Source organism: Hymenobacter sp. HD11105 (assembly GCF_054051685.1).
In genome coordinates, this window is record NZ_JBSWBR010000006.1 from 47,945 (window position 1) to 74,470 (window position 26,526).

Annotated in this window: 26 protein-coding genes; 18 read left to right on the top strand and 8 right to left on the bottom strand. The window is 54.7% G+C overall.

Going from position 1 to position 26,526, the window contains the following annotated elements:
* The first annotated feature begins 3 nt into the window (after window positions 1–3).
* From ACW9KT_RS17000 to ACW9KT_RS17015, 4 genes are all read left to right on the top strand, one after another.
* Window positions 4–960: an NAD(P)-dependent oxidoreductase gene (locus ACW9KT_RS17000; protein ID WP_457082550.1), complete on the top strand. Its 957-nt coding sequence runs from the start codon at window positions 4–6 to the stop codon at window positions 958–960.
* Between the two features lie 102 nt (window positions 961–1,062).
* On the top strand, window positions 1,063–1,536 hold the full coding sequence (gene greA, locus ACW9KT_RS17005) for a transcription elongation factor GreA (RefSeq protein ID WP_457082552.1): 474 nt from the start codon (window positions 1,063–1,065) through the stop codon (window positions 1,534–1,536).
* Window positions 1,537–1,748: 212 nt separating this feature from the next.
* Window positions 1,749–2,636 carry a nuclease A inhibitor family protein gene (locus tag ACW9KT_RS17010; protein ID WP_457082554.1) on the top strand — a complete coding sequence of 296 codons (888 nt, stop codon included), beginning with the start codon at window positions 1,749–1,751 and terminating at the stop codon, window positions 2,634–2,636.
* 285 nt (window positions 2,637–2,921) lie between these two features.
* Window positions 2,922–4,427, top strand: a complete 1,506-nt coding sequence (locus tag ACW9KT_RS17015) for a M28 family peptidase (protein ID WP_457082556.1) — start codon at window positions 2,922–2,924, stop codon at window positions 4,425–4,427.
* Between the two features lie 137 nt (window positions 4,428–4,564).
* Here ACW9KT_RS17015 and ACW9KT_RS17020 read toward each other — a convergent pair whose 3' ends face one another.
* Together ACW9KT_RS17020 and ACW9KT_RS17025 are read right to left on the bottom strand one after the other, a co-directional pair.
* Window positions 4,565–5,728 carry an MFS transporter gene (locus ACW9KT_RS17020; RefSeq protein ID WP_457082558.1) on the bottom strand — a complete coding sequence of 388 codons (1,164 nt, stop codon included), beginning with the start codon at window positions 5,726–5,728 and terminating at the stop codon, window positions 4,565–4,567.
* A gap of 404 nt (window positions 5,729–6,132) precedes the next feature.
* Window positions 6,133–7,584 (bottom strand): DNA/RNA non-specific endonuclease, encoded by a 1,452-nt coding sequence (locus ACW9KT_RS17025; RefSeq protein ID WP_457082560.1) that lies wholly within the window; start codon window positions 7,582–7,584, stop codon window positions 6,133–6,135.
* A 212-nt stretch (window positions 7,585–7,796) separates the two neighbouring features.
* Here ACW9KT_RS17025 and ACW9KT_RS17030 point away from each other — a divergent pair, with 212 nt between their 5' ends.
* The 4 genes from ACW9KT_RS17030 to ACW9KT_RS17045 all read left to right on the top strand — a co-directional run bounded on the left by ACW9KT_RS17030 (window position 7,797) and on the right by ACW9KT_RS17045 (window position 11,579).
* Window positions 7,797–8,246 carry a hypothetical protein gene (locus ACW9KT_RS17030; RefSeq protein ID WP_457082562.1) on the top strand — a complete coding sequence of 150 codons (450 nt, stop codon included), beginning with the start codon at window positions 7,797–7,799 and terminating at the stop codon, window positions 8,244–8,246.
* 205 nt (window positions 8,247–8,451) lie between these two features.
* Complete coding sequence (locus ACW9KT_RS17035) at window positions 8,452–10,239, top strand: DUF885 domain-containing protein (RefSeq protein WP_457082564.1); 1,788 nt, start codon at window positions 8,452–8,454, stop codon at window positions 10,237–10,239.
* 121 nt (window positions 10,240–10,360) lie between these two features.
* On the top strand, window positions 10,361–10,717 hold the full coding sequence (locus ACW9KT_RS17040; RefSeq protein WP_457082566.1) for a thioredoxin family protein: 357 nt from the start codon (window positions 10,361–10,363) through the stop codon (window positions 10,715–10,717).
* A gap of 91 nt (window positions 10,718–10,808) precedes the next feature.
* Complete coding sequence (locus ACW9KT_RS17045; RefSeq protein WP_457082568.1) at window positions 10,809–11,579, top strand: YdcF family protein; 771 nt, start codon at window positions 10,809–10,811, stop codon at window positions 11,577–11,579.
* Window positions 11,580–11,650: 71 nt separating this feature from the next.
* Here ACW9KT_RS17045 and ACW9KT_RS17050 read toward each other — a convergent pair whose 3' ends face one another.
* Window positions 11,651–13,051 carry an NAD-dependent succinate-semialdehyde dehydrogenase gene (locus ACW9KT_RS17050; RefSeq protein WP_457082570.1) on the bottom strand — a complete coding sequence of 467 codons (1,401 nt, stop codon included), beginning with the start codon at window positions 13,049–13,051 and terminating at the stop codon, window positions 11,651–11,653.
* 181 nt (window positions 13,052–13,232) lie between these two features.
* Between ACW9KT_RS17050 and ACW9KT_RS17055 the strand changes: the two genes are divergently transcribed.
* The 7 genes from ACW9KT_RS17055 to ACW9KT_RS17085 all read left to right on the top strand — a co-directional run bounded on the left by ACW9KT_RS17055 (window position 13,233) and on the right by ACW9KT_RS17085 (window position 18,593).
* On the top strand, window positions 13,233–13,856 hold the full coding sequence (locus ACW9KT_RS17055; protein ID WP_457082572.1) for an RNA polymerase sigma factor: 624 nt from the start codon (window positions 13,233–13,235) through the stop codon (window positions 13,854–13,856).
* Between the two features lie 2 nt (window positions 13,857–13,858).
* Window positions 13,859–14,743 carry an anti-sigma factor gene (locus ACW9KT_RS17060; protein ID WP_457082574.1) on the top strand — a complete coding sequence of 295 codons (885 nt, stop codon included), beginning with the start codon at window positions 13,859–13,861 and terminating at the stop codon, window positions 14,741–14,743.
* Between the two features lie 147 nt (window positions 14,744–14,890).
* Window positions 14,891–15,229 (top strand): arsenosugar biosynthesis-associated peroxidase-like protein, encoded by a 339-nt coding sequence (locus ACW9KT_RS17065; RefSeq protein ID WP_457082576.1) that lies wholly within the window; start codon window positions 14,891–14,893, stop codon window positions 15,227–15,229.
* A gap of 92 nt (window positions 15,230–15,321) precedes the next feature.
* Window positions 15,322–16,371 (top strand): arsenosugar biosynthesis radical SAM (seleno)protein ArsS, encoded by a 1,050-nt coding sequence (arsS, locus tag ACW9KT_RS17070; RefSeq protein WP_457082578.1) that lies wholly within the window; start codon window positions 15,322–15,324, stop codon window positions 16,369–16,371.
* A gap of 81 nt (window positions 16,372–16,452) precedes the next feature.
* Window positions 16,453–16,980 carry a rhodanese-like domain-containing protein gene (locus ACW9KT_RS17075; RefSeq protein ID WP_457082580.1) on the top strand — a complete coding sequence of 176 codons (528 nt, stop codon included), beginning with the start codon at window positions 16,453–16,455 and terminating at the stop codon, window positions 16,978–16,980.
* Between the two features lie 15 nt (window positions 16,981–16,995).
* On the top strand, window positions 16,996–17,619 hold the full coding sequence (locus ACW9KT_RS17080) for a TIGR04282 family arsenosugar biosynthesis glycosyltransferase (RefSeq protein WP_457082582.1): 624 nt from the start codon (window positions 16,996–16,998) through the stop codon (window positions 17,617–17,619).
* Between the two features lie 62 nt (window positions 17,620–17,681).
* Window positions 17,682–18,593 (top strand): hypothetical protein, encoded by a 912-nt coding sequence (locus ACW9KT_RS17085; protein WP_457082584.1) that lies wholly within the window; start codon window positions 17,682–17,684, stop codon window positions 18,591–18,593.
* A 21-nt stretch (window positions 18,594–18,614) separates the two neighbouring features.
* On the opposite strand, the gene ACW9KT_RS17090 is transcribed toward ACW9KT_RS17085, so the two are convergent.
* The 4 genes from ACW9KT_RS17090 to ACW9KT_RS17105 form a co-directional block, all read right to left on the bottom strand.
* Window positions 18,615–19,043, bottom strand: a complete 429-nt coding sequence (locus ACW9KT_RS17090; protein ID WP_457082586.1) for a hypothetical protein — start codon at window positions 19,041–19,043, stop codon at window positions 18,615–18,617.
* A 254-nt stretch (window positions 19,044–19,297) separates the two neighbouring features.
* Window positions 19,298–20,656 (bottom strand): glycosyltransferase 87 family protein, encoded by a 1,359-nt coding sequence (locus ACW9KT_RS17095; protein ID WP_457082588.1) that lies wholly within the window; start codon window positions 20,654–20,656, stop codon window positions 19,298–19,300.
* Window positions 20,657–20,679: 23 nt separating this feature from the next.
* Complete coding sequence (locus ACW9KT_RS17100; RefSeq protein ID WP_457082590.1) at window positions 20,680–22,143, bottom strand: cellulose synthase family protein; 1,464 nt, start codon at window positions 22,141–22,143, stop codon at window positions 20,680–20,682.
* A 104-nt stretch (window positions 22,144–22,247) separates the two neighbouring features.
* A complete protein-coding gene (locus ACW9KT_RS17105; protein ID WP_457082592.1) occupies window positions 22,248–22,958 on the bottom strand; it encodes a glycosyltransferase family 2 protein in 711 nt (236 codons plus the stop codon).
* Window positions 22,959–23,031: 73 nt separating this feature from the next.
* Here ACW9KT_RS17105 and ACW9KT_RS17110 point away from each other — a divergent pair, with 73 nt between their 5' ends.
* From ACW9KT_RS17110 to ACW9KT_RS17120, 3 genes are read left to right on the top strand one after another with little or no spacing between them, the layout of a single operon-like run.
* A complete protein-coding gene (locus tag ACW9KT_RS17110; protein ID WP_457082594.1) occupies window positions 23,032–23,490 on the top strand; it encodes a peroxiredoxin in 459 nt (152 codons plus the stop codon).
* A 30-nt stretch (window positions 23,491–23,520) separates the two neighbouring features.
* Window positions 23,521–24,087 carry a hypothetical protein gene (locus ACW9KT_RS17115; protein WP_457082596.1) on the top strand — a complete coding sequence of 189 codons (567 nt, stop codon included), beginning with the start codon at window positions 23,521–23,523 and terminating at the stop codon, window positions 24,085–24,087.
* A gap of 27 nt (window positions 24,088–24,114) precedes the next feature.
* Entirely contained in the window at window positions 24,115–25,101 is a 987-nt protein-coding gene (locus ACW9KT_RS17120; protein ID WP_457082598.1) for an alpha/beta fold hydrolase, read from the top strand.
* Window positions 25,102–25,173: 72 nt separating this feature from the next.
* On the opposite strand, the gene ACW9KT_RS17125 is transcribed toward ACW9KT_RS17120, so the two are convergent.
* Complete coding sequence (locus ACW9KT_RS17125; RefSeq protein WP_457082600.1) at window positions 25,174–26,526, bottom strand: 4Fe-4S binding protein; 1,353 nt, start codon at window positions 26,524–26,526, stop codon at window positions 25,174–25,176.

The window sequence follows — 26,526 nt, forward strand, 5'->3', positions numbered from 1 at the left end:
ATTATGTCCCTCTGTCTCGTCGTCGACGACCTGCATCCTTCTTGGCAAAGCCTGTTTCAGGAAATCAACCTCACCACGCATTACCGGCCCGACCTGACCGCGGCGGAAGTGCCCGCGGCACTGGCTGCTCACCCGTATGAAGGTTTGGTGGTGCGTAGTAAAGTGCGCATAACCACTGAGTTGCTGGCCCATGGGCCGGCGCTACGCTACATTGCCCGCGCCGGAGCTGGCGTCGATAATATTAATGAAGCGGCTTTGGCGGCGAGTGGAGTTACTTTGCTGAATGCACCCGAAGGCAACCGCGACGCGGTAGGGGAGTTTGCCGTTGGTATGCTTCTGAGCTTGCTGCGCAATATTCCGCGGGCCAACCAAGAAGTGCGGGAAGGTATTTGGCAGCGCGAAGCCAATCGGGGGGAGGAGCTGGGGGGCAAAATTGTGGGCATTCTCGGGTATGGAAACATGGGTCGAGCTTTTGCTCGCCGCCTCACCGGGTTTGGCTGCACCGTTCTGGCCCACGACCATGACCCTACCTGTATACCCGATCAGTACGCTACTCTCGTGACGCTACAAGAGGTGCAAGCGCGGGCTGAGGTATTCAGCGTACACATTCCCTATTCACCAGCCAATCATCACTTCATAAATGATGAGGTGCTGCACGGATTTCGCAACCCGATTTGGCTGCTGAATACGGCGCGGGGCGAAGTGCTTGACCACGCCGCGTTGGTACGCCACCTGCAAAGCGGGCAGGTGCGCGGGGCCGCCCTCGACGTGCTAGAGAATGAGAAGCTTTCCACGCTTAATGTTGAGCAACAAGCAACCTTCAACTTTCTGAAAAATGCCCCCCAAGTCGTGCTTTCACCTCATATTGGAGGCTGGACGCACCAATCTTACCAGCGTATCAATGAGGTGCTGGCCCAGAAAATTGCAGCATTTCTGCGGGTGCCGCCGGTGCTGAAGTAGCGGAAGTTGGGGTAGATTCGTATATTTGTCTTAAACCTGTTGGGGAGAACGGTTGGCTTTGCCGACCGTTCTTCTTGTTTTTTAGCTTACCACCCCATCGTCATGGCCACTGTTAATTATTACACACCCGAAGGCCTGCAAAAGCTCAAGGACGAGCTGCAAGACCTCAAAATCCGCGGTAGGGCCGAGGCTGCCGAGCAACTGCGCGACGCCCGCGATAAAGGCGACCTGAGCGAGAACGCGGAGTACGACGCGGCTAAGGACGCACAAGGTCACCTGGAACTGAAAATCTCGAAGTTAGAAGAAGTTATCGGCAATGCCCGCCTGATCGATGAGTCGAATATCGACGCGAGCAAGGCGCTGATTATGAGCAAAGTGAAGCTCAAAAATTTGAAGAATAACATGGTGCTTGACTACATTTTGGTAGCCGAGGAAGAAGCCAACCTAGCTGCAGGCAAGATTTCGGTGAAGTCACCGATTGGCAAAGGTCTGCTAGGTCTGTCCGTAGGCGACGTGGCCGAAATTACAGTGCCGGCCGGCAAGCTACAGTTCGAGATTCTCGAGATTTCACGCTAAGCGCTTCGGCGGATTACGTAGTCTCAGAGAACAAAGGAGGCGAGGTCGTTAGAGGCCTCGCCTCTTTGCGTTTCAACTTCTTTTCTACCTTGCCGATGGCCCACGGTAGGAGCGCACTCGGTGAAATCCCTGAAAAACCTTCGCAACGATTAGACGCCAATACCCGTCTCTACAGCCAATCGAAGTTTAAACTCTTCCAAAAACCAGCCGTTATGCCTTCTATCTTTTCCCGCATTGTGTCGGGCGAACTGCCCGCTTATAAAGTTGCCGAAGATGCTGATCATCTAGCATTCCTGGATATCACGCCGTTGGTTGAAGGACATACGTTGGTTATTCCGAAGCGAGAGGTAGACTACATCTTCGATTTGCCCCCCGCCGAGCTGGCGGCTCTGCACCACTTTGCCCAGCGTGTAGCCAAAGCTGTGCGCGAAGCCGTGCCTTGCAAGCGCATTGGGGTGGCTGTTATTGGTCTGGAAGTGCCCCACGCGCACATTCACCTGATTCCGATGAATCGGGTATCGGATATGAATTTTTCCAATCCGAAGATCAAAGTGGCCGAGGCCCGCATGAAGGAGCTAGCCGAGGCTATCAGCGCCAAATTGCCCCCCACGGGCCAAACTGATCAGCAAAGCACTGCACTCGCACCCGATTCGAAAGGCGCCCACGAAATCAGCAACGCTAAAACGCCCCCCAATGCTGATGCGGCTACTGATTCGGGGCTAGAACAACTGCGCACTATGACCAAGGGTTTGTACTTCATGAGCGAATCAGATGCGCCGTTGGAGCCCGTAAGCTATGCAGCTACTGATGCAAAACTCACGAATGCCGCTTTGCTCAAACTACTCGGCCAGCCGGCAGATACACCGGTCGAAACAGTGGAGCTTACTCTGTTTTTGCGCAATCATACCGCCGATAATGGCGTGCTAGGCAATGTGGAACTGGCAAACCGGTTCAAGGCCTTGCAAATGTTTATGAAGCAGGAGCTGCAGGAAGCCAAGGTGTACCGCGTGGGAAAAGGACCACAGGTGCAGGCTTACGCCCTCGGCCAGACAGAAGATGGCAAGCTGGCTGGCTTCAAAACAGTACTAACAGAGACCTAAAAGCACCAAACGTTACACTAAGCAGTAGGAAGTATCTCAGGAATTTACTGGGACTAATACCCTAGCAGTAGCATGCGGGATGCTTGGCCAACGCGCTGCACAATGGTTTGATGGTTTCTTTGAAAGCTTGATAAAATATTGATAATGCGATATAACGCTTTCCTGCTCAGCGCCTTTTTGCTAGTTAGCCAAATTAAGTTGGCTCAATCCCCAGCAGCATCCAGCCCTCCCAAATCCGTACAAAAGGCTCTTAGTAAGGTCAGCGCGGAGGCCTACAAGTCACACGTGCAGTACCTGGCCGATGATAAGCTGCAAGGAAGGTTGCCAGGCACGCCGGGTTACCAGATGGCGGTTGACTACGTGATTGGGCGATATAAAAGGCTGGGAGTAGAGCCAGCAGGCGAGAATGGCGGCTACACCCAACAAGTACAGCTACGGCGCGCCTTCACCGAGCCAGGTGCGACAATGCAGATTCAAAGTGCAGCAGAACAGCTAACTAGCTTGACCGAAGGCCAAGACTTCGCGTTGTATCCTAATCCTGAATCACCCCGTACGGCCGTTACAGCCGCCCCGATGGTTTTTGCTGGCTATGGAATCAGCGCCCCCAGCCTGGGCTACGACGATTATGCTGGCCTGGATGCCAAGGGCAAAGTGGTGGTGGTGACGCGGGAGGGGCCCAGGCAGTTTCCAGACGCCGTGCGCCTCTACAACACCGATATGCTCACCATCCTGCAAACCGCAGCGCGGCATGGTGCTGTAGGGGTGCTGCTCGCCTTGCCCAAGCCAGCTGCCAAAGTGCCCAACTTAAGCCGGGGCGTAGTGAGCGTGCTTGGCAATGATGGGAAAGTAACGGTGTCGCGCAGCTATGCTGGGGGGCAAATTCAACTTTTAGGTACCGTAAATGCCGCCACTTTGCAGCAATTATTTGCGGGCGCCAGCACCGATACGACCCGTGCCTTTGCCGCTTTGCGGGATGGAAAGGCAGCCTCCGTAGCGCTGCTGTCGCGCCTGAGCGTTAGTCAAACCTCGCGTTATCAGGACGTAGTGAGCTACAATGTGGTGGGCAAAATCACCGGCGCCGATCCTCAACTACGCTCTGAGTACGTGGTGCACAGCGCTCACCTCGACCATCTGGGCATTGCCGCGCCCGTGCAGGGCGACTCCCTCTACAACGGCGCCCACGATAATGCTACGGGCGTGGCCAGCCTACTCGAAATTGCCAGCGCCTACAAGCAGCTAAAGAAAAAACCTCGCCGCTCCATTCTCATCACGATGGTAACTGGGGAGGAAATGGGCCTGCTCGGTTCGGCTTACTTTGCCCAAAACCCCACGGTACCCAAAGCTCAGTTGGTGGCCAACATCAACACCGATATGCCTACCATCATTGCGTCCTTGCTGTCAGTTGTGGCGTTGGGAGCAGAAAACTCATCCTTGGTAGGACCAGCGACAGAAGCTGCTCAAATGCTTAACCTAACCCTCGAGCCAGACCCGGAGCCAACTGAGAACCGCTTCATTCGCTCCGACCAGTATAGCTTCGTAGCGCAGGGCATTCCCGCGCTACACATGAAGTATGGCAACAAAACGGCCGATGGCAAGAATAACTTAAGCCAACAAGTGCAAGCTTGGCGCGCTAAATACTACCACAAGCCCCAAGATGATATCAACGGTGTATTTGACTTTGAAGCGGGCAAAAAGTACGCACAGCTCAATTTTTTAATCGGCTACTTAGTAGCCAACGACCCGCAACGTCCCACCTGGAACCCCGGCAATTTCTTCGGCCAAGCCAAGTAATCTTACGATACGCAATCGTTAAACGATTGGCATGAGCTAATTATAAATAACATTGTAGCAATCAGGAGACATATATTCATGTTTTCTGATTGCTACAATGTTCTTGGGATCAACTGCTAATTAGACGGAGCTAAGAGTTATAGCTTGGTTTTGCCTGCCAACAAAGCAATGCTTAGCCCCATCAAGGCAATAATTGAAAATGAAATTCGCAGGCTGGTAGCCCCAGCCACCAAGCCAATAAGCGGCGGCCCGATTAGAAAACCCAGGAATCCGACGGTAGAAACGGCGGCTAAGGCTACGCCCGGCGACATCACCGTGGAGCGCCCTGCCGCCCCGTATACCAGCGGCACCACCGACGACACACCAAACCCTACCAGTAGAAAACCTACCAAGGCCGGGCCAAGCTGCGGCAGCGCTACCGCCAGCACCAGCCCCGAGGCCGTGAGCAGGCCGCTCAACTGTAAGGTGCGGGCGCGGCCGAAATGGCTTGTAAACCGGTCGGCTACGAAGCGCCCGGCGGCCATGGTGCACATAAAGGCGGTATAGCCCGCGCCCACCCAAGCCTTTTCGGCGCGTACGATGTCTTGAAAATACACCCCACTCCAGTCGAACATAGCGCCTTCGCAGATCATGGAGCAAAAGGCGATAACGCCCAGCGTGAGCAAAGATCTATCGGGTAAGACAAATATTGGTTGGTCGGTGGGCTGGCCATTAGCATCGGTCGGCAATATGTGGCGCGTGGCTACCAAAACGCCCCCCACAATCAAAATCGAAATCAGCGCGAAGTGCGGGAGCGGGTCAACACTGTAGCCAATCATGGTGGTGCCAACAGCAGCACCCACAAAGCCGGCTGTGCTCCACACGCCATGAAACGAGGCCATAATGGAGCGCTTATACAACGCCTCTACGCCCACCGCCTGAGTATTAATAGCAATGTTGAGCATATTGGCCGCTAGCCCATACACTACCAGACAGCCTAGTAATTGAAATGTATTGGCCGCTAAGCCCAGCGTGAGTAGCGTAAAAGCATACAATAAAGCGCCAACCAAGGCCACCCGGCGACTACCCTGCCGCGCTACCAACCAGCCCGACAGGGGCAGCGAAAGCATGAGCCCGACCGGCAACGCCAGCAGTACCAGTCCCAGCTCAGTGTTGGAGAAGCCCATTTGCTGCTGAATACTAGGGATACGCGACGCCCAAGTGGCGAAGCACAAGCCCTGCAAAAAGAAAATCGCGCTGACGGCAATGCGATGCACGCGCGGCGCGACTGTAGAGGCGGAAGAAGTTTGGGTAAGTATCATAATTAAGAGAATCGCCGCTTAGAATCTGCGGCAAGGCAAATAAAAAGCCCACAGTGCACCAGGTTGGTACAAAATGGGCGGGACAGTAAAGGGTAGGGAGGGAGCAGCGCGAACAAACCGCAAACGGTTCGTTCGGGGCAAAAGTACGGGAAAATTGGCTATAGGTTCCCGAGCTGAACCGTTGTGCAAGAGCAATCTTAGCTCAAGTCATGAAGCCGTGATGAAGCGAATGATACGTTTAACCACACAGCAAACCGTCATGCAGAGCGTAGCGAAGCCTCCACTCGTGGTAGTAAGATTACTGCCCTCTCGTCAGCACGCGATATGCTTCGCTGCGCTCGGCATGACGAGCAATCTGCGAGATAGGTCGTCGCATTATTAAGCGTAAAAGACAAGCAGATCGCCTACCGCGTAGGCCCAGTATCTACGCGTGCCTCGAGTGTTTCTTGGGCTGTGGGGGGCAATTTGCTCAATAAATCCAGGCCGGCAGCGTCCTCTATGGCATCAACTGATACGCGGTAGCGGCTCCAGTCGGGGTTCACGCTTTGGTCGTTGGGGGTGTCAACGGCTAGAATACGGGCTTGGCCGTTGGCGATGCGCTGGAGGTCGTTGGTGCCTTCGGGGAGGATAACGAGTACCTTCCAAATGCGAGCGGGCACCGTCACGCGACCTTGGTCGATGGTGGTGGCGCGGCCGTTGAGACCCGTGCCGCCCTTGCCATAGCTACCCATGATGATGTAGACTTCATTGCCCTGCTCTACCAGCCGCCGGCTGTACTCCTCCAGCCCAGACCACGTGCGCTGGTTGTTGTTGGCAGCTTGGGGTATCATATTAGTCATCAAGAAGGTTGCGGAGTTGTCGTCCAGCTCAGTGGTGCGGTCGGCCGAGGGGCAGTTGTGGCCCCGGTCGAAGCCCGAACCGGAGTAGCTATTGGTAGTTACTTGATAGAAATCACGCGGTAGAGCGGGGTCGGGCCGGAAGTCGTTTTGGCGAGGGGCGTTGCCCATCCAGGCGCGGTTAAGGTGCCAGCTTACCCAGTTTGGGATACCGCGGCCGGCGTGGTAGCTCAACGTGAATTGGGGCTTTACTATCAGGTAATTGTTGGGGGTGCTCAGGCTACTGGTGGCCCCGCTGGGGTTGCCTAGCGCCAGGTTATCGTCGCGGGTGGCAGCCATCAAGGCTGAAGACGGGGACGTGGATTTTGTAGGGCTAGGAGTTGTGTTATTCGGAACGGGCGCAGACGTAACGACTCCGCCGGATGGTTGTGAGGCAGCTGGGCTGGCAAGCAAGGCAATGTCATCCAGGTTGAGTCGGGTGTTGCCCGCGTCAGTCTTGCGAATTTCGAGGCGCAATTTGCCCCCCGGGCTTACTGCAAAAGTGTTGGTTGTCAAGCGCGAACCGCTGGTGCGCACGGCTTGGCCAGCGCGCTGAAACTGGCGGCCACCATCCTGACTTACCCACAGTTCCCACGTGCTAGGGGCATCGTCGCCGTAGGTGGCACTACTGATGCGCACCGATTGGGTGCCGGCGGGCGCGTCGAAGTTCATGCGCAGGCGGCCCTTATTGCGCAGACGCACCGCGCGCAGCCCATTTTTGCGGTCGGCAGGGGCCGCACCGATTAGACCGTCGGTGAAGTGCCAGGAACCGGAAGGCAGTACCTCATCGCCCTCCGCGTAAGCGCCTTTGCTGCCCGTTTCGAAAGTTTCGAGAACTGCTGGCCTCATCGACTGCACTGGAATAGCCGGTGCACCAGCCGGTACAGTAGCAGCCGGAGTTTCGGCAGTTTGTTGAGAGCAGGCCAGCGGCGCCAGCACCATCAACAAACCGGAAAGCAGGAGGGAAGCAGGGACGCGCATGGCTGGGGGGCTTTTTGGAGTTACAACAATACAAAGAAGCCCGAAGAACCTCCACCATCTGAACAAGGTAGAGGCTCGTACTCACGGGTAATCGTTGAACGCCTGGTGCCGCCCCAACTGACCAACTACCGTTACGATTAGGCGTGAATACGCGTCTTGAGAGTACATGAATACAATGACTGATTACTTGAATAAATCGATACTTTAAGGACATGAAGCGACTACTCTGCCTCGGCTTATTTTTCTTATCAGTTCAAGCAGTGCAAGCGCAAACTGCTGCCCCATCGAGAGTGAGGCCGGCCGCTAGCAGAGACAATGACACGATGGTGCTGACCCTAACTGATACGCCCGAAGTAACCTGGCGGCGACTGGCGCAGGTGTTGGCGGTGCGGGGCTACAGCATAGAGCACAGCGATAAGGATTTGCTTACGCTGTCAACCTATCCGTTGGAGGGACCGGCAAATCCTTTCCGGGTGACAGGAATAGTAATGGATAAGGCACTGGTGCTACGCATGTATCAGGTCCGCGATTTGGCGCCGGGTAGGGTGCCCACCGAGCGTATTCGCCGCCGCGGGGGCGATAACTGGGAATGGCGCGAGCTGGAAGCCATTGCCCGCGAGATGGGCGGAGAGGTAAGCTACACTACTTCGACTGCCCAATAAAAAGCCCCAACAACTTTCTCGAGCCTATGGCTGTACTGGTCGGGACTTTTGAGTAGGACATAGTTGAGGCGCTAAGTAAGGCTACTTCCTGCGGCGTCAACTGAAACTGCGGACCCCAACCCATTTACTTCGGGATGGGGTTAGGGTGGCGGGTTAGTATTCCCCAACCCTGACCATTACCTTGCTTTCCCAACTCCCTAACTCTATGACCTCAACCACTACCCTGAAAGCCTGGCTGGCGGTCGGTGCTGTGACTGCTGGCGTGCTGCTCAGCAGCTGCGGCAACTCTGACACTACCACCGCTACCAATCCCGCCGATGCGCCCGATGCCCGTTTCGACAGCTTTAAGAGTCAGTTTATCGACTCGCTGTGGTATTATAACCCAAGTCGGGCTTCTAACAGTGGTTACCACCGTTACGATTCGCTGCTGATTGTCCCGACGGCGGCACGCCGACAGGTAGAGGCTGCGGCCCAGGCCCGTGAGCGTAAGCGCCTGGCGAGCTTTGCGGTGAATGAATTGTCAGTGAATAATCAAACGGATTATCAGCTGATGCTTAACCACCTTGATAGGTCTCGCTTTTATGCTGATACGCTGCGTAGCTGGTCATGGGACCCATCCAGCTATAATCTGGGCGCGTCTGTAGCCGAGATTCTGAACGGCCGCTACCACCCGCTCGACCGTCGGCTGCGCGCCATATCGTTTAAGATAGACCACGCCTCCGACTACTACGCCGCCGCCGAAGACAATATTGAACGGCCTACTCGTGAGCATACAGAGCTGGCCATTTTGCAAAATGAAGGCGGCTTGCAGGTGTTTGGCCCCGCATTGCAGGATTCCATCAAGCGCTCTGGCCTAGATGCCCGCGAGAAAAAGGAGCTGCAAGACCGCATTGCGACTACGCGCCTCGTAATTCAGAACTACCTGAAATTCTTGCGCGGCGAAGTGCTGGCGGGGGGCAAATTTCGCAGCTTCCGCCTGGGCAAAGAGCTGTTTGACCGCAAATTCGACCTGGATATTCAGTCGGCCTACTCCACCGATCAGGTGTACCAGAAAGCTCAAGACAACCGGGCCTACCTGTTGCGAGATATGGGCCGCCGAGCTGCCCGCCTCTGGCCCAAATACTTTGCTGGCAAACCCATGCCCACCGACTCGGTGGCTATGATCAATCAGGTAATCAGCCGTTTATCCGAGAAGCACGCCACACAGGCGGGTTTTGTGGAGGCTGTAAAAGCTCAGATTCCGCAGCTTGTGCAGTTTGTGAATGATAAAAAGCTGTTAACTCAGGACCCTAGCAAACCCCTTATTGTGCGCGAAACGCCCCCGTACATGCGCGGCAGCGGCGCGGGCGCCAGCATTTCGGCCCCCGGCCCTTATGACAAAGCGGCGAATACCTACTACAACGTAGAGCCACCGACCAACCTCCCGCCCGCTCAGGCCGAGAGCTACCTACGCGAGTACAACGATTATACCCTCCAGATTCTAAACATCCATGAGGCTATTCCAGGTCACTACACCCAGCTTGTGTATGCCAACCGCTCGCCCTCTTTGGTTAAGAGCATCCTGCGCAACGGCTCCATGATTGAAGGCTGGGCCGTGTACGCCGAGCGTATGATGCTGGAAAGCGGCTACGGCCAGAATACCGACGAAATCTGGCTGATGTGGGACAAGTGGAACATGCGCGTGACCTTGAACACCATTCTCGACCACGACGTGCACGTGGGGGGCATTTCCCGCGAAGCCGCCCTAAAAATGCTTCAGCGCGACGGCTTTCAAGAGGAAAATGAAACGACGAATAAATGGCGTCGGGCTACGCTCTCGCAAGTGCAGCTTAGTAGCTACTTCAGCGGCTACACCGCCATCTATGATTTACGCGAAGAGCTAAAGAAGGAGCAGGGAAGCAAATTCGACCTCAAAACCTTCAATGAGCAGTTTCTGAGCTACGGTAGCGCCCCGGTAAAGTACATCCGCACGATGATGCTGAAGGCCGTTTAAGGAGCTGAAGCATAGCTATGTAGTAAGAAGGCCGCGCCATTTTGGAATCTTTTGGGCGGCTTTCTTGTCTGCGGGCCGTGCTGTTGGGTTCAGGGTTGTCTTTATTGTATTGACTGCTGTTATGAAGGACTCTACTCGCATTAGCGTAATGGACACTGACGACGAGGGACTGCGCCGCCTCGTGCATGAGCACCTGAAGGTGTTCGTCAAATTCACTTCGCCCAACTGTGAAATCTGCGAGAAACTTGCGCCGCACTTTGCCCAATTCGCTGATCGGGAGTTGTTCGCGCCGATTCTTTTCCTGCGCCTGAATTCCGACGAGAACCCGGTAGCGCAGAAGATGATGAAAGAGAAGGCGGCGCCCTTCTTTGTGTCGTACTGCCAGGGTCATTTGTTGGAATGCGACACGCTTTATCTCGAAGCTGAAGTGCTAGATATGCTTACGCGCCTGCGCCATTACATGCCCCATAAGGCATAAACCGTCTAAGCAACAACTCTGCAACTTTCGGACAGCGCCATGTATCATTTGCTGTGTGGACTAGAGTAGACCAGGCCTTTAGCTTCACGCTGTGTTTTTTCCGCTGTCCAAACTCCTTCTTTTCATTTTCTCGCCGATATTCTGGGTGCTGCTGTTGCTGGCTGGCGCCTGGGCTACGCGGCGACCAAGGCGGCGCAATTGGCTGCTGGCGCTTGGTATAGGAGTAGCACTCGTTTTTACTAACTCTCCCTTAGCTGAGGCTACGCTTGGAGCCTGGGAAATGCCCCCCAGAAAAGCTTCAACGCTCCAGGTGCACGATGTAGGCATCTTGCTTACCGGCCTGGGCGATGGTCGTCAGCGGCCTCTCACGCTACGCGCTAATACGGGGCCGGCAATGAGCCGCGTGGCCGCTGCTTTAGACTTGTATCAAGCCGGCCACATCAAGCGCATTCTCGTCAGTGGTGGCTCGGGCGACTTGGGGGGCCAAGGCAGGGTAAGTGAGGCTCGTCACCTGGCGCAATTGCTGGAAGCGGCTGGTGTACCGCCTGCGCACATTCTGATAGAAGAGCGCAGCCGCAATACCCGCGAGAATGCGCTGTTTACCAAGCAGCTATTGACTAGCTACCCCCAGTTACAGTCGTTGGTGCTGGTCACTTCCGCTTATCATCAACGGCGGGCACTAGGTTGTTTTCGGCGGGTAGGTCTGCGGCCCGTGCCCTTTCCCACCGATTTCCGCGCTATTACTTCTACTCATTGTTTTCAGGATTGGATATTGCCTAATATGGGGGCTTTGAAGCGGTGGCATCTGTTGCTGCGCGAAACAGCAGGCTATTTGATTTACAGAGTCTTGGGTTATTGCTAAGCAGCTTTATAACCGGGGTAAAAGCCACGAATCTCACGCCTCTACCCCAGACATAAATAAGGAAAGGAGTTTTACTCAGTCTTCGATCCATCCTTTAGTGGCGCCTCTCCGCCAATCCAGATGCTTTTCTGATTGACAAACTCGCGAATACCCAGGTGTGATAACTCCCGACCATAGCCCGATTTCTTAACCCCGCCAAACGGCATTTCGGGCGATGATTTCACCATGGAGTTCACAAAAACGGCTCCTGCTTCTACACGGCGTGCTAACTCCTCCCCCCGGCGCACGTCGCGGGTCCAGATGGAGCCACCCAGGCCGAAGGGTGAATCGTTGGCCAGGCGAATAGCATCGTCGGCGTCGCGGGCTTCGAGGATAATAGCTACGGGGCCGAAAAACTCCTCGTGGTAGGCCGGTTGGCCGGGCTTTACTTTTGTGAGCATCATCGGGCGAAACAAGGCCCTGCCGGGCTCATCTTGGCCGCCCTGCAACTCCACTTTTGCCCCCCGGCGCACCGATTCTGCAACTTGCTTGGTTAGCTCATCGGCCAAGTCGGGGCGGGCGAGGGGACCATACTGGGTGGCTTCGTCGAGCGGGTCGCCGGTGCGAAAAGCCTGCAAGTGGGTTTTCATTTGGGCGATAAACTCTTTGAGCACTGGCTTTTCTACAATAAAGCGCTTGGCCGCAATGCAGCTTTGTCCCGCATTGATCATGCGGGCCTGGGCAGCTGTTTTGGCTGCCAGTTCCAGGTCGGCATCGGCTAGCACAATAAAGGCATCGGAGCCACCCAACTCCAGCACCGTTTTCTTGATATGAGCTCCGGCCGTAGCAGCCACTTTAGAGCCGGCCAACTCGCTGCCAGTGAGGGTAACGGCTTTTAGTCGGTCGTCGGCAATAAGCTTCTCAACCAGGTCGGTGTCGATGAGCAGCGTGCGGAAGGTGGCGGGGGGGAAGCCAGCATCATGAAAAATGCCCTCCAGGGCCAGTGCGCACTGTGGCACGTTGGAGGCATGTTTTAATAGACCTACGTTTCCAGCCATCAAAGCAGGAGCAGCGAAACGTACTACTTGCCAAAACGGAAAATTCCAGGGCATAATGGCTAGTACCACACCTAGCGGCTCGTGGGATATAAAGCTGCGCTGGGCCGGCGTTTCAATGAGCTCATCGCGCATAAATTCTTCGGCGTGGTCAGCGTAATAATCACAGGTGAGGGCGCACTTTTCCACTTCGGCCCGCCCATCAGTTATGGGCTTGCCCATTTCTATCGCCATCAGGCGAGCCAGCTCATCCTGGCGCTCTCGGAGTAGGGCAGCTGCTCGGTGCATACGTTCGGCGCGGTCGGCAAAGCTGGTGGTAGGCCAAGTGCGGGCTGCCTGCGCTGCTTGATTCAGGATACGCTCCGTTTTAGTCCAAGAAAATGACTTGAAGCGGCGCACAACGCGACCAGTGTGTGGATTAAATGATTCGATAGCCATAAATATTGGGCAGAGAGATGGTCACTGAAAGGTTTTGCGTACGCAGCCTGGAGCGAATTAGTAAAAGGCAAGAACAAAAAAACGTTGGGCGGGTATATGCAGGGAAACTCGTCTATTGCTGGTACTTCGGCAGCGCTTCACCCTCGCTGCTGGGCTTGTTGGTATCACAAATACGAGCAGAATGCCTTACTTTCGTTCGGCGGCTAGCTATAGTGTGGCCAGCCCCATGTCCTTCAGCCTGTTTCCAGTGTCTGCCAACCATCCAGAATCGATAGTGCCCATGCCGGAGGAACTGCTGGTGCAGCGACTCCGCGACCGCGAAGAGGCAGCTATGACGCTCTTTTACGACAAATATTCGGCGGCCCTGTATGGGGTTATTCTTCGAATTGTCAAAAAAGAAGAAATAGCTGAGGACGTCTTACAGGAAAGTTTAGTTAAAATATGGCACTCTTTCCACTCTTACGACGCTTCTAAAGGGCGTTTGTTTACGTGGGTGGTGAATGTATGTCGGAATTTAGCTATTGATAAAATCCGGTCTCGACAGTACCGCGTAGGTAGTCGTACACAGCCGCTGGAGGATAGCGCCGCGCTGCGTCAGGCGGCCCCTACCGGGTTCCAGCCCGACCATATCGGCATACAGGAAATAACTACGAAGCTCGTCCCGGAGCAGAAGCAAGTTATTGACCTGCTGTACTTTGGCGGATTTACACAAAGCGAAGTGGCAGAAGAACTAAACCTGCCTCTCGGAACGGTAAAAACCCGTGCCCGGGCGGCTATCAAAGTACTAGCAAAATTGATTCGGTAATCGTGGACAGTCAGGAATATATCGAATCAGGCATCCTCGAACAGTACGCCCTTGGCGAGCTGAGCGAGGCAGAGCGCGCGGCTGTCGAAGCGCAAGCTGCGGCTCACCCCGAAATTGCACAAGAACTGGATCAGATACAGCAGGCATTAGGGCTTTATGCCCAAGCACATGCCCAAACGCCTCCCGCTGCCATGCGGGAGCGGGTGCTGGCTGGCTGGCAAGCCGCTATCCGAAACGAGGCTCAAAACGCCCCCCAGTCAACGGCGCCTGAGCTGCCAGTGGCTCCCGCTGCCGCTGAGCCAGTAGTGCGCCAGATGCCTCTGCTGAAGCCCGATACGCCCGCCACCGAGGCTGGCTCGGCTTTCCGCTGGATGCTGGCGGCGTCGGTGGCGCTGCTGCTGGCTAGCGGTGTGGCCAACTTTGTGTTGTACAGCCGCTGGCGCGATGCTTCGGCCGATCTGGCCGTTGCTCGGGCCGAGCAGAGCCGTGTTGCTTCGGTGATGCAAGCTTCAGAGCGAACCTTAGCCGTTCGTCAGCAAGAGTTGGAAGTGCTACGTAGTGACGAATTTAAAACCGTTGCTTTGGCTGGCACGGCCACCGCGCCCGCCGCTAGTGCTCGAGTCTTGTATAACCCTACCACCAAGGCCGTGTATCTGGATGTGCGCAAGCTGCCGGCTCCGCCTACAGGCAAGCAGTATCAGCTCTGGGCCCTCGACAATGGCAAGCCTGTAGACGCTGGCGTACTAGCCGCCGCTACCACCGCTGGTGATAGCTTGCAGCAGATGAAGGATATTGCCAGTGCCCAAGCTTTTGCCATGACTATAGAGCCTGAAGGCGGTAGTGTAAACCCCACACTCTCGACGCTTACCGTAGTCGGAAACATTTAGGCTGCTTTCGTTATTACTAGCTTACAGTACAATAAGAAGGACCTATTCACCGTGAGGCAGTTGCTACTGCTACGGTAAGTAGGTCCTTCTCTCCTAAAGCACAAGCACGAATCATATTCTTCCCTCCATCATATTCCTCTCCTTGTCATGGAAAAATCGACTTACTACAATCCCGACGACTTAGGTAAATTTGGTAGCATCACGGAATGGCAGCCTGAGATGGGCCGTAAATTCTTTGAGTACTACGTCGAAGTGTTCAAAGATGGAGCCCTTACGGAGCGTGAGAAGTCGCTTATTGCCTTAGCTGTAGCGCACGCCGTGCAGTGCCCATATTGCATTGATGCTTATACTACTGACTCCTTGCAGAAGGGTGCCGACGAAGCCCAAATGATGGAAGCGGTACACGTAGCCGCCGCGATCAAAGGAGGCGCAGCCTTGGTGCACGGCGTTCAGATGATGAACAAGGCGAAAGAACTGTCGATGTAGATAAATGGTTAAGTGGCAGAATGGCTAGTTGGATAGTCTGACTTCTTATTAGAGTAAACCGCCAGTCATTTTGCCCCCCAATCATCCAGCCCATGAAATCATTGCACGCCCAACACCACGCCCTGGCCGATACCAGCTACCAGCTCACGGTGCTGAGTGAGGCGGAAGCGGCGGGTGCCCGGCTGCCAGCGTTTGCCCACAAGCTGCGCGAAACGGGCTTGCTGCCCCTGCGGCCTACTGAGCTAACCGTGTTGCAAGTGAACGTGGGGAAGATGTGCAATCAGACCTGCCGCCACTGCCACGTAGACGCCGGCCCTGACCGCACTGAGATTATGACTCGTGCTACCATGCAGCAATGCCTCGATGCGCTGGCTCAAACCGACATTCCGGTAGTAGACCTGACGGGCGGTGCCCCTGAGATGAACCCCGATTTCCGGTGGTTTGTGGAGCAGATTTCAGCCTTGGGTCGCCAGACGATCGTGCGCTGCAACCTTACCATTATCGTGGCTAACCCCAAGTACCACGACTTGCCGGAGTTCTTTGCTTACCATGGAGTACGGGTGGTGTCTTCACTGCCGCACTTCTCCGCTGGCCGAACCGATGCCCAGCGAGGCGAGGGTGTATTTGGACGCTCTATTCGGGCCCTGCGAATGCTGAATGCTGTAGGCTACGGTGTGGCCGGCTCAGGTCTTGAGCTTGACTTAGTGTATAATCCGGCGGGGGCCTTTTTGCCAGGCAGTCAGGCGGGGTTGGAGCGAGAGTTTAAGCAGCGTTTGCTGCGGGAGCACGAGGTAGTGTTCAATAACCTGCTGGCTATTACCAACTTGCCTATCAGCCGTTTTATGGAGTACCTGCTGGAAAGCGGTAATTATGAGGGCTATATGCAGAAGCTGGTAACGGCTTATAACCCGGTGGCAGCAGCCAATGTGATGTGCCGCAGCACGTTATCGGTAGGTTGGGACGGCCAGCTCTACGACTGCGACTTCAATCAGCAACTTGATCTGAATGTCGCCCAAAATGCCCCCCAGCACATTCGAGACTTTAACGCAGCCGCTTTGCAGGACCGCGCCATTGTAATCAATCAGCATTGCTATGGCTGCACTGCGGGTGCCGGCTCTAGTTGCGGCGGAGCAACGGCTTAGAGGTGATTGAGCGATTTAGCAAGTTTGTCGTTCGATCTGCGCAACATGAATAAGAAGCCCACCATTTCACTAAATCGCTAAATGACAAAGTGCGGAATAGCAGTTATCTGGGCGCTGCTGGCTTTACCGGCCTGTGGGCAGGATACTTCCGTTCCCGAAACGGTGAGTCCGGCGTACCGGCAGATGCTGCGTACGCTGTACCGTGAAACGGTGCCCACTATACAGGCTGCTGCCTTAGCGAAGGTGCTGCGTACTAATCCCCAGCAAGTCGTGTTGCTGGATACGCGCACACCTGCCGAGTACCGTGTGAGCCATTTGCAAGGGGCCCGTTTCGTCGATTTTGATACCTATGAGCAAGCTGACTTTGCAGGCGTTTCGCGTCAGCAAACGGTTGTCGTGTACTGCTCAGTGGGCTACCGTAGCGAGAGGGTAGGGGAGCGGCTCAAAGCGCTAGGCTTTCGGGATGTGCGCAACTTGTATGGCGGCATTTTTCAGTGGGTGAATGAAGGTCGACCCGTGTATAATGCCGCGGGACCCACGCGCCAGATTCATCCGTATTCGGCTTTGTGGAGTACTTGGCTGCGGCAGGGTGAACCAGCTTATAAGTAAAGTAAAGCGCGAATTTTGGCATCGGATATATCACAAAATCACCTGCTTATTTTTGCTAGGTTACCTGAGTTAGGCCAGGTTAAAACCCGATTGGCGCATACAATTGGGGAGCCGGCGGCTTTGGAGATATACCGTGAACTGCTGACCCGCACCCGCGTGGCAGCGGAGCCTTTTGGGGGGCAAAAAACCGTATGGCTCACGCAACCCGCTTCCCCCCTGAACCCTGCGGCTGTAGCTGCCGAATGGCCCGGCTATGTCTGGCAGCCCCAACCCGAAGGTGATCTGGGGGGCAAAATGCAGACAGCTTTCCAGCAGGCTTTCGACTCCGGTGCTAGGGCTGTGGTAATCATTGGCACTGATTGTCCGGGGCTCACTAGCCAGCACCTTCACCATGCGTTTGAATTGCTGACTAGCCACGATGTGGTGGTAGGGCCCGCCGCCGACGGTGGCTATTACCTTTTGGGCATGACAACCCTACACGAGAAGCTTTTTCAAGACAAGGCTTGGAGTACCGCCTCGGTGCTTGCTGATACCTTAGCCGATGCTGCTTATTTGAGCCTGCGAGTGGCACACTTACCCACCCTGCATGATGTCGATACCGCCGATGATTTAGCTGCGTGGCGGGCCGCAGAAACGTAGGTCCGGTACTACTATGGTCGCGTTTACCCGTATTAGCTAGCTGTACTGGTTTAGCTACTTATATGCATGCTGTCTTTCGTTTAGTTATAGGGCTGAGCCTGATGGCTTTGGGTAGTGGCTTGTCTGCTTGTGCCGAGCAATCCGAAGCGGACAGTGCGCAGGCTGGAACTGTTAAAGCTACTTTACCGGCTAATGCTGCCTTGCTTAAGCTCGCGCCTTATTTCAAGCAAGAATGGGCTATGAATAAGTGGTGGGAAGATGGTCTAGCCGAGGTGGCTACCTACGAGGCCGAGCGGGTAGTGTACAATAAAGTTCGCCGCTTCGAGTACACGCTGATTACCGTGAAGGAGGAGTTTACGCCCGAGCACAACGTGAAGGCTGATAGCTTGACGCGCCCCGATTTGTTTCCGGTGATGAAAGTCAATCAGTTCTGTCGCATCGAGACTGACCAGTATCCTTACCATTACCTCTCGTCCCTGTTTTTTCGGCGCGATGAGCCGGTGGCAATGCACAAGATGACGACCTCTTCCCAGGAGTGGTGTGGCAATACCTTCAAAGCCGTTACCGATGAGGGATTGCACTACCTTCAAACGTACAACTCCTACTGGGATGGCCAAGGTAGCGGCGAGCGCCAGCTGCGTCGAGATGCTCTTTTTGAAGATGCACTGCCGTACACATTGCGAAGCTTGCGTTTCGACCAAAAGCCCACCTTTGCAGCCGTAATTGTAGAGCTGCAGCAAACCAACAAGGCCACGCGCCCTACTTACTACAAGGCTCAAGTGCGGGTAGATGATGGCTTAGCCGCCGACACACCGGCGCCGGCCTGGCGCGTAAACGTGACCCTAGCTGAAGGCAAGCGAAACAGCTATTGGTTCGCTAAGACTTATCCTAACGTGCTCCTGCGTCAGACCACCTGGGATGGCCGTAGTCTTATCCTAAAATCGGTGCGGCGTTATGCTTACTGGAAGACTTGAAATATAGTGCCCTAAAGCCTACTAATTTAAATTCTTAAAGATCGAATTATGATCCTTCCTGCGTAGCCACGTATAGGCCGCATCGACATCCTCGAAGCTAACTACCGTTGGGATAGTCACGAAGGATAAAGCCGTATCGATGGCGCGGCGACTGAGATAATTAGGCGAGTAAACCCAAGCCAAATAGTGCAAGCCAGCTTCAGCGAGGCGTGGTAAAAACTCCTGACCTAACCAGCGGGAGGCGCACTCCCAATCACCAGTCACATTTGAATTATCGTTGAGTACCTTCTTGCAATTAGTTGCGCGCAAGTAGGTTAACAACTGTAGGCATCCTGCTTGTACCGTTTGTTCATCCTGATGGCCTTTCCAATCGACATATAACCATTCATTACAATGATCATACGTGATAGAAATATATGAAATATCTAATAAAGTTTGTGGGCCAATCATTTGAGGAAGATAATCAAGATATATAGGTCTGATTAAATAAGAGCACGTACAATAATGCGTATTAATACTAGGTTTAGATACGGTTTGGTGGGTCGAAACTACGTACTTACCGTAAGAATCAAAACTAGCTATAAAGTTATTTTTGTGTTATGGCTTCTTAATTAAGGCTTGTAAATTATAATTATTGCAGGGTTTATTAACCCCCAAGCCTAGTGCATTTCATGCATAAACGTAGTTCGTTAGTTATCTGGCAGTCAGCCCGAATATTTATTCGCCGTTTCGTGTAAGTTGATCGTATGGCTGCTTTCCCAAAGTAGCACTCCGAGCACTATACAATATTCTAAACCGACCAATATTAAGTTTTCGGTGTAGGCACTAGTTTGATAGGCAGCATAAGAAACCATTACTAACCCAGACCACACAATTGGGTAGCGATAGGACGTGAAGCAACTTAGTGCTACCAACGGCGCCAGGTACCAAGGATGCACGATAGTAGCCAGCAAGTAATACGCAGTGAGAGCCAGCAGTAGCACTTGGCCTAGCGTAGCGAAAGAAGGTCGCTTTTCGCGCCATGCGAGGCCCAGGATGAGCAAGCCCGCCGCCAACGCCAGTCCGGTGCCGAGTGTACTGATGGTATTGTAGCCTACCAGCCAGTAGCCAATGGCGCGTAGTACATAGTAGATGCTCGCGTTGAACTCGAAGGTGTGAAAATACAGATCGAGGCTGCGACCTATGTTGCTGAGCAACTCAGAAGATAAGAAGGGAGCAAAAACGCCCCCCAGCACCAAGCCCACGACACCGACATAGCGCAAAAACGTCCCCCAGTCCAGACGACGAACAAGAAATGGCAGCACTAGCAGAGGCAGCAGCTTGGTAGCGACGGCCAAGCCCAGCGCCCCCGCCGACCAACTCCAGCGCCCCCTCGTTAGTGTCCACCAAGCCGCTAGCAACCCACAGATTAGCAGAGCCTCGAAGTGTAGGTTCCCGGTCAACTCCACAATTACGAGCGGGTTGACGACGTACCAAAGCGCCTGCTGCCTCGGTTGGCCGAAACCACGCAATAAACTAATTAGCAATAAAGCAGTGCCTGCTTCAGCCAAAAGGATAACCAAGCGCAGCATTATAATGAAGCCTCGTTCACTCTGCGGAAATAACCAAGCAGCCGCGCCAAATACCGCCTGACAAACAGGAGGGTACACCGAATAGTAATGCGGCGAGTTTAGCTTAGGATAAAGCTCGCTTAGAAGCTGCCGGACAGGCTGATCTGCCTCATCTACAAGCCATTCATTCGTAGCCGATAGCAACTCATCGGGACGGTGTAGGTAAGGATTCTGCCCCCCAGCCACCAGTAGGCCATCCCAGCGGAAGCGGTGATAATCGTCGGAGAGGGCGGGTACGGCGGGCAACCACAGAAGGCGAAACAGGAGTCCGGCGGCTAGGGCAAAGCGTAAAGGTAGGCGGCTATGCAGTAAGTAGGTGTACGCTGTAAACGCTACTGCTAGCAGCCCCATGAGTTGCCAAAAATGAGTGCGCGGCGTAGCGTAAGCCAGCCCCGAATACGCCGTTGCGCTAAGCAATAAAGCACTAAGGTGGCGGAGAGAAAGGCAGGGCATGGAAGGGCGGCTCGCGGCGGTGTTTAGTTTGAGTGACGCACCGAGTAATAAAACACTAGACCATAGCCCACCGTCAGGAGCAGGTGGAAAGGAAGTAGGCCATAGTCGCCAAGGTACAGGCCGGCCCCGATTCCGAAGAGGAAATAAAGCATAAGCAGGCCCTCCAGCACCGTGAGGCCATCGAAGCGGCCCGTGCGGTAGCGACGGCCCTGCCAGGTGCCGCGCCGCCTGATCAGGCCCAACTTGGGCGTGCGAATGAAAGCCGACCGGCGTCCAGCAAGTCCCAGCAGTACGGCCCGAGAGTTGTGCAGCGCAAGCCCCATCGATACCGCCAAGAACAATAGAAATTTAAGCAAAAAGGCCCCCCAGGGAGCCGTTGGGTTGTCGCGGCGCCAGGCTGAGTAATAGTAGAACACTAGCGGCACCAAGGTCAGCAAGAATAGGCTAGCCAGACTAAATACCGGCTCCAACTCAGGCAAGTGCTGCCGCACAAAGACCAGCGGCACGCTCAGCACGGCCAGCAGCAGCACCGCCAAGAACACCGAGCTATTGAGTAGATGGAAAGTAGCGTGCACCTTCGTAGCCCAGGGCAGCGCCGAGCGCAGTACGCTGCTCAAGTGCTTACGGGCCGTTTCGGCGCCTCCTTTGGTCCAGCGAAACTGCTGCGATTTTAGCGCGTCCATGGCAGCGGGAAGTTCGGCGGGCGCCATTACCTGAGGCAGGTACATAAAGCGCCACCCGCGCAGCTGGGCCCGGTAGCTAAGGTCGAGATCCTCGGTGAGCGTGTCGCTGTGCCAGCCGCCCGAGTCCTCTATACAACGCCGCCGCCACACTCCGCCCGTCCCGTTAAAATTGATAAAATGCCCCCCAGCCCAGCGCCCCACTTGCTCCACGTAAAAATGGGCGTTCAATGCAAACGCCTGCAACTCAGTCAGCAGGGAATACTCCTCATTCAGATGGGCCCAACGTGTCTGAACCACGCCTACTTGGGCATCAGAAAAGTAGGGAACGGTGTGCAGAAGAAAGTCCGGAGTAGGCACAAAGTCAGCATCGAAAATTGCGATAAACTCGCCTGCGGTACAATTTAATCCATGCTTTAAGGCGCCAGCTTTAAATCCTTCACGATCAGGACGAAGAATGTGGTCAATATTGACACCATTGGCTCTGTGAAACGCAATGCGAGTGGCTGCTAGCGCTATCGTTTCGTCCGTCGAGTCGTCGAGTACTTGGATGTGTAGCTTGCCCTGTGGGTAAGTAAGAGCAGCGGCGGCGTCGATGACGCGCTCTATTACATAAAGCTCGTTGTAGACCGGCAGCTGAACCGTGACCAGGGGCCACTCTGTAGGCGGGGCGGGAGTGGGTACGCTGGGCTTACGATAGGCGCGGCGGGCTAGGAGCGTAAGGTGCAGCTGACTGAGGCTAAAGCCCAGAATGAACGTCAAACACAAGCCATAAAGAACCAGAAGAAGAATTTCCAGCTCTTTCATGGATACAGTAATGAAGGCATCAGAATGTCAGCATTGCGAAAAAGCGGCCGGGCAGTAGCCTCTCTTTAACCCGAGTGCAGAAGCTTAGTTGGCGAAGGCCGCGCTTACAAGTACTTAAAAATCGTCCACAGAATTTTGTAGCCCGCGCCGAGCGTGCCAGCCACCGTACCCGACACTTTCGACTTGCCGATACGGCGCCGGTAGCGAACAGGCACTTCGGTGGTGCGAAGCTTGAGCTTAGCGGCTTTGAGTTGCATTTCTACCGTCCAGCCGTAGGTTTTGTCCTCCATATTAATCTGCTTCAGAGCAGAGGTCCGAACAGCACGGAAAGGACCCAGATCGGTGTAATTAGCTCCATAAAAGGAACGCAGCAGTGTAGTAGCTAGCCAATTGCCGAAAATCTGCTGGGGCAGCATCGAGCCTTTCTCGCGCTTGCCCAGCGCCCGCGAGCCTATCACCAAGTCGGCCTCGCCACGCAGAATGGGCGCCAGCACTTGAGGCATATCTTTGGGATAATCGGAATAGTCGCCGTCGAGAAACACGATGATGTCGGGCTGCTCCTCGATGGGGCGGGCAAAGCAGTGAGCCATGCCGCGCAGACACGCATAGCCGTAGCCCGCCCGCTTCTCCAGCAACACCGTGGCTCCCGAGGCACGAGCTATCAGGCCGGTATCATCCGTGGAGTTATTGTCGACAACGAGAATCTCCCGAACTAGTCCCTTCGGAATCTCCAGCACGACGTGAGAAATGGAATGAACCTCGTTGTAGGCAGGGATGATGACGTCGATAATGGGTGTGGGGGGCAAATCGGGCATACGATAGAGATAGGGTGCAAAGATGCCGATTCTTTTTCGCGCTATCTTTCCCGCTCACTTATACGCGGCTCACATGCTTCAGATTGGCGACCAAGCCCCCGACTTTACTCTGCACACCACTACTGGCACTTCGTTCCGCCTCGCCGATGAGCGTGGCAAGCGTGCCATTGTGCTTTATTTCTACCCCAAAGACGACACGCCCGGCTGCACGGCCCAAGCCTGCTCCTTCCGCGACCAGTACGAAGATTTCAAAGACCTAGGAGCCGAAGTAATTGGCATCAGCTCCGATAGCGAAGCTTCCCACCAGAAATTTACCCAGAAGCACCGGTTGCCATTTCCCTTGCTGGCCGATGAAGGCGGCCAGGTGCGCAAACTCTATGAAGTGCCCCGCGCCATGCTCGGTATTCTGCCCGGCCGCGTCACGTTTGTGATCGACAAGAACGGGGTGATTCAATATATCTTCAATTCTATGCAGCGAGCCACCGACCACGTAGCCAAGGCGAAAGAAGTGCTGACGGGCCTAAACAACTAAAACTAAATAGCGGGTTAGCATTACGAAAATATGGGTTCTCTAATTAGTGAACTGCTAGACAAAGCTCAGGCAGAAAAGCGTATTGTCGCGCTCCGTACCAATCCCAGCGAGCCAGGCAGTTTTGTATTAGGCTACATTATGGGGTACAATGATGAAACTATAAGCTTGCGAGCCATCAATTCTAATGGCCTTGTGCACGGTCTTAGAAGTATCCGTACGGCAGAGGTATTTCAGGTGGATTATGACGACCAATATATCCAGAATGTCGAGTTGAAAGAAAATAACTTAGATAAGATATATGGGCGGTTAAAAAGCCCTGCTCATTTTGAGGAGGCGTACATAACTATCCCCGAACTGTTGCAAAAGTCACAGCACCTGCAGCAGCTAATCTATTTTATTACTTACTCAGGGCCAGGATACTATGCCGTCGTAAAGCAGCAAACTGAAGAGGAGATATTGGTGGAATGCTATGATACCTACGGCCGGCATGATGGCATTTCAGTATTCCGAGTAGATGATATAAAATCAATTATTTGGTCTGACGAGGATACCAGAGCTATTGAAATACGTTTTCGGGAAAGGCAACGGGCTACTTAACACCAGCCTAAAATGCGCCTTTACCATATGAAAAAGCTTTTCTCATTCCTTCTGCTGTTTCTATCACTTCAGCTACTAGCCCAAACGCCTCCCAGCCTCAACGCTACCCTCGACGTATACGAGTATCCCTTTCCAGTTAAGACGCTACCGCTGAAGCTGGAAGGGCAGGCGGTGCGCATGGCTTATATGGACGTAGCACCTACAGGCCGGGCCAACGGCCGTGTGGTGGTACTGCTGCACGGCAAAAACTTCTTTGCAGCTTATTGGCGTGAGACCATCAAAGCCTTAACAGGAGCTGGGTTTCGGGTAATAGCGCCTGATCAGGTAGGCTTTGGCAAGTCGGATAAGCCGGCGCTCCACTATTCATTTCATCAGCTGGCCCGCAATACCAAGCATTTGCTGGATACCTTGGGCGTGGCCAAAGCCGTAATAGTAGGCCACAGCATGGGCGGCATGCTGGCTACTCGTTTTGCTCTGCTTTACCCCGAAGCCACCGAACGCTTGGTGCTCGAAAACCCCATCGGCCTAGAAGACTACCGTGTGGGCGTGCCGTTTCAATCCGTGGATCAGTCCTTGGCCACGGAGCGGAAAACCACGGCGGAAAGCATTCGCAAGTACCACGCAACCTATTACCCCAACGGTTACCCAGCTGCCCACGACGAATGGGTGCGCCCTCTGGCCGCCCAAGTAGGCCACCCCGATTTTTCCAAAGTGGCCCTGGCCAGCGCCCTAACCTATCAGATGATCTATCAGCAGCCCGTGGCCTACGAGTTCAGCCGCGTGGTTGTGCCCACGTTGCTCATTATCGGTCAGCAAGACCGCACCATAGTCGGCAAAGGCTTGATTAAAGACCCCAAAGTGCTGGCTACCATGGGCCAGTATCCGGCACTAGGCAAGCGCACCGCCGAGCAGATCCGGGGGGCAAAATTGGTAGCCTTAGAGAAAGTAGGCCACATTCCACATCTTGAGGCGCCGAAGGATTTTCAAGCGGCGCTACTGGCGTTTTTGAAGTAGAAACTCAGTGCAACAAAGGTCGTCATGCAGAGCGCAGCGAAGCATGACGACCTTTGTTGTTTGTCTCGAAGCTTAGCTCAAGATTCGTAGCGAGTCAGCGTGGATGAGCTGGGAACCTTGGTAGCGACCTTCTCGGGGGGCGTTTTCCAGGTTAAGCACGCCGCGCGGGCAGGCGGTAGAGCACATACCGCAGCCCACGCAGGAGGCCCGAATGATTGGCTCGCCGCGCTGGGCGTACTGCTTTACATCAATGCCCATTTCGCAGACGTTGGAGCAGTTGCCGCAACTGATGCACTGGCCGCCATTGGTAGTGATGCGGAAGCGGGAGAAGTGCTTTTGCAATAAGCCCAGGTAAGCCGCCATCGGGCAGCCAAAACGGCACCACACTCGGTTGCCCATAATAGGGTAGAAGCCCACGCCCACCACACCCGAAAACACCGCCCCAATAGCAAAGCCGTAGAACTGGTTGAGCGTGTTGCCAATGTCGCCTAGGAAGCTGCCGTACACTTGGTTCACCCAAAGCAGCACCGTAATCAGCACAATAAGCGCCAGAATAGGATAGACGATGCGCACTTCCCAGCGCCAGGCCGCACGGCTTTTATCGGAGAGGTGGCGGTAGGGGTCGCCGGCGGTTTCGGCCAGGCCGCCGCAGCCGCACACCCACGAGCAGTACCAGCGCTTGCCATAGAAGTAGGTGAGAATAGGCGTAGCTACCAAGGACATAATTGCCCCCCAAAACACCATAAACACCCCTAAGCCACCGTTCTTCACTAGCTCGCCCACGCCACCTGGAAACAGGTAATCGTACTTAAGCGGCCAGAAATAGGAGAAGTAAAACTCGGGCTGTTGGAAAAATAACAGCAGGCCTGGCAGCAAAAACGCGAAGCCCAACTGAAAGAACATCACTGAACAGGTGCGAATGATCTGGTAGCGGGAGTGGCGGTATTTCCACAGCGCCCGGCCCCCCATTAGCAGCACGGCCAGTGTGTAAAATGTGCCGTACAAAAACCACTGATCGGCGGGCTTATTGCGCAAGGCCTGGCTGAACGGGTCCAGCGTGCGAATGAGGTTTTCGAGCGTCCAGGGAAACCAGTACAACATCACGTAGAAGCCCGTGAGCACCAAGCCCGTAACCCAGGCTATAGCCCCGCGACTGGTGCTGGATCGCAGCCAAAGGTTGTTCTGCTTTACGCCCGCTTCGCCCCGCCCAAACTTATGCCAGGCCCACGCCAGCGTACCCCCACTAATGAGAGCCAGCGCTGCGTACATGCTCATGCGGGCCCGCACCACATCAGCATCGAAGGTGGCGCCGAGCAGGGCCAGCAGCCCCAGTGCCACGGCAGCCAGGGTAACTTTTTCGGTAGTATCAGTGACGGGTAAAGGCGCCTGGGCAAGGGCAAAGGAATGATCCGAAGTCAGTTCCAT

Excerpts from the sequence above, each read along its gene's own strand:
- ACW9KT_RS17055 (WP_457082572.1), top strand. The coding sequence starts at position 13,233 with ATGCCTTACTTTCGTTCGGCGGCTAGCTATAGTGTGGCCAGCCCCATG.
- ACW9KT_RS17075 (WP_457082580.1), top strand. The coding sequence starts at position 16,453 with ATGACAAAGTGCGGAATAGCAGTTATCTGGGCGCTGCTGGCTTTACCG.
- ACW9KT_RS17105 (WP_457082592.1), bottom strand. The coding sequence starts at position 22,958 with ATGCCCGATTTGCCCCCCACACCCATTATCGACGTCATCATCCCTGCC.
- ACW9KT_RS17010 (WP_457082554.1), top strand. The coding sequence starts at position 1,749 with ATGCCTTCTATCTTTTCCCGCATTGTGTCGGGCGAACTGCCCGCTTAT.
- ACW9KT_RS17100 (WP_457082590.1), bottom strand. The coding sequence starts at position 22,143 with ATGAAAGAGCTGGAAATTCTTCTTCTGGTTCTTTATGGCTTGTGTTTG.
- ACW9KT_RS17120 (WP_457082598.1), top strand. The coding sequence starts at position 24,115 with ATGAAAAAGCTTTTCTCATTCCTTCTGCTGTTTCTATCACTTCAGCTA.
- ACW9KT_RS17020 (WP_457082558.1), bottom strand. The coding sequence starts at position 5,728 with ATGATACTTACCCAAACTTCTTCCGCCTCTACAGTCGCGCCGCGCGTG.
- ACW9KT_RS17040 (WP_457082566.1), top strand. The coding sequence starts at position 10,361 with ATGAAGGACTCTACTCGCATTAGCGTAATGGACACTGACGACGAGGGA.
- ACW9KT_RS17030 (WP_457082562.1), top strand. The coding sequence starts at position 7,797 with ATGAAGCGACTACTCTGCCTCGGCTTATTTTTCTTATCAGTTCAAGCA.
- ACW9KT_RS17125 (WP_457082600.1), bottom strand. The coding sequence starts at position 26,526 with ATGGAACTGACTTCGGATCATTCCTTTGCCCTTGCCCAGGCGCCTTTA.
- ACW9KT_RS17000 (WP_457082550.1), top strand. The coding sequence starts at position 4 with ATGTCCCTCTGTCTCGTCGTCGACGACCTGCATCCTTCTTGGCAAAGC.
- arsS (WP_457082578.1), top strand. The coding sequence starts at position 15,322 with ATGAAATCATTGCACGCCCAACACCACGCCCTGGCCGATACCAGCTAC.
- ACW9KT_RS17050 (WP_457082570.1), bottom strand. The coding sequence starts at position 13,051 with ATGGCTATCGAATCATTTAATCCACACACTGGTCGCGTTGTGCGCCGC.
- ACW9KT_RS17095 (WP_457082588.1), bottom strand. The coding sequence starts at position 20,656 with ATGCCCTGCCTTTCTCTCCGCCACCTTAGTGCTTTATTGCTTAGCGCA.
- greA (WP_457082552.1), top strand. The coding sequence starts at position 1,063 with ATGGCCACTGTTAATTATTACACACCCGAAGGCCTGCAAAAGCTCAAG.
- ACW9KT_RS17065 (WP_457082576.1), top strand. The coding sequence starts at position 14,891 with ATGGAAAAATCGACTTACTACAATCCCGACGACTTAGGTAAATTTGGT.
- ACW9KT_RS17035 (WP_457082564.1), top strand. The coding sequence starts at position 8,452 with ATGACCTCAACCACTACCCTGAAAGCCTGGCTGGCGGTCGGTGCTGTG.
- ACW9KT_RS17110 (WP_457082594.1), top strand. The coding sequence starts at position 23,032 with ATGCTTCAGATTGGCGACCAAGCCCCCGACTTTACTCTGCACACCACT.
- ACW9KT_RS17085 (WP_457082584.1), top strand. The coding sequence starts at position 17,682 with ATGCATGCTGTCTTTCGTTTAGTTATAGGGCTGAGCCTGATGGCTTTG.
- ACW9KT_RS17115 (WP_457082596.1), top strand. The coding sequence starts at position 23,521 with ATGGGTTCTCTAATTAGTGAACTGCTAGACAAAGCTCAGGCAGAAAAG.
- ACW9KT_RS17090 (WP_457082586.1), bottom strand. The coding sequence starts at position 19,043 with ATGATTGGCCCACAAACTTTATTAGATATTTCATATATTTCTATCACG.
- ACW9KT_RS17025 (WP_457082560.1), bottom strand. The coding sequence starts at position 7,584 with ATGCGCGTCCCTGCTTCCCTCCTGCTTTCCGGTTTGTTGATGGTGCTG.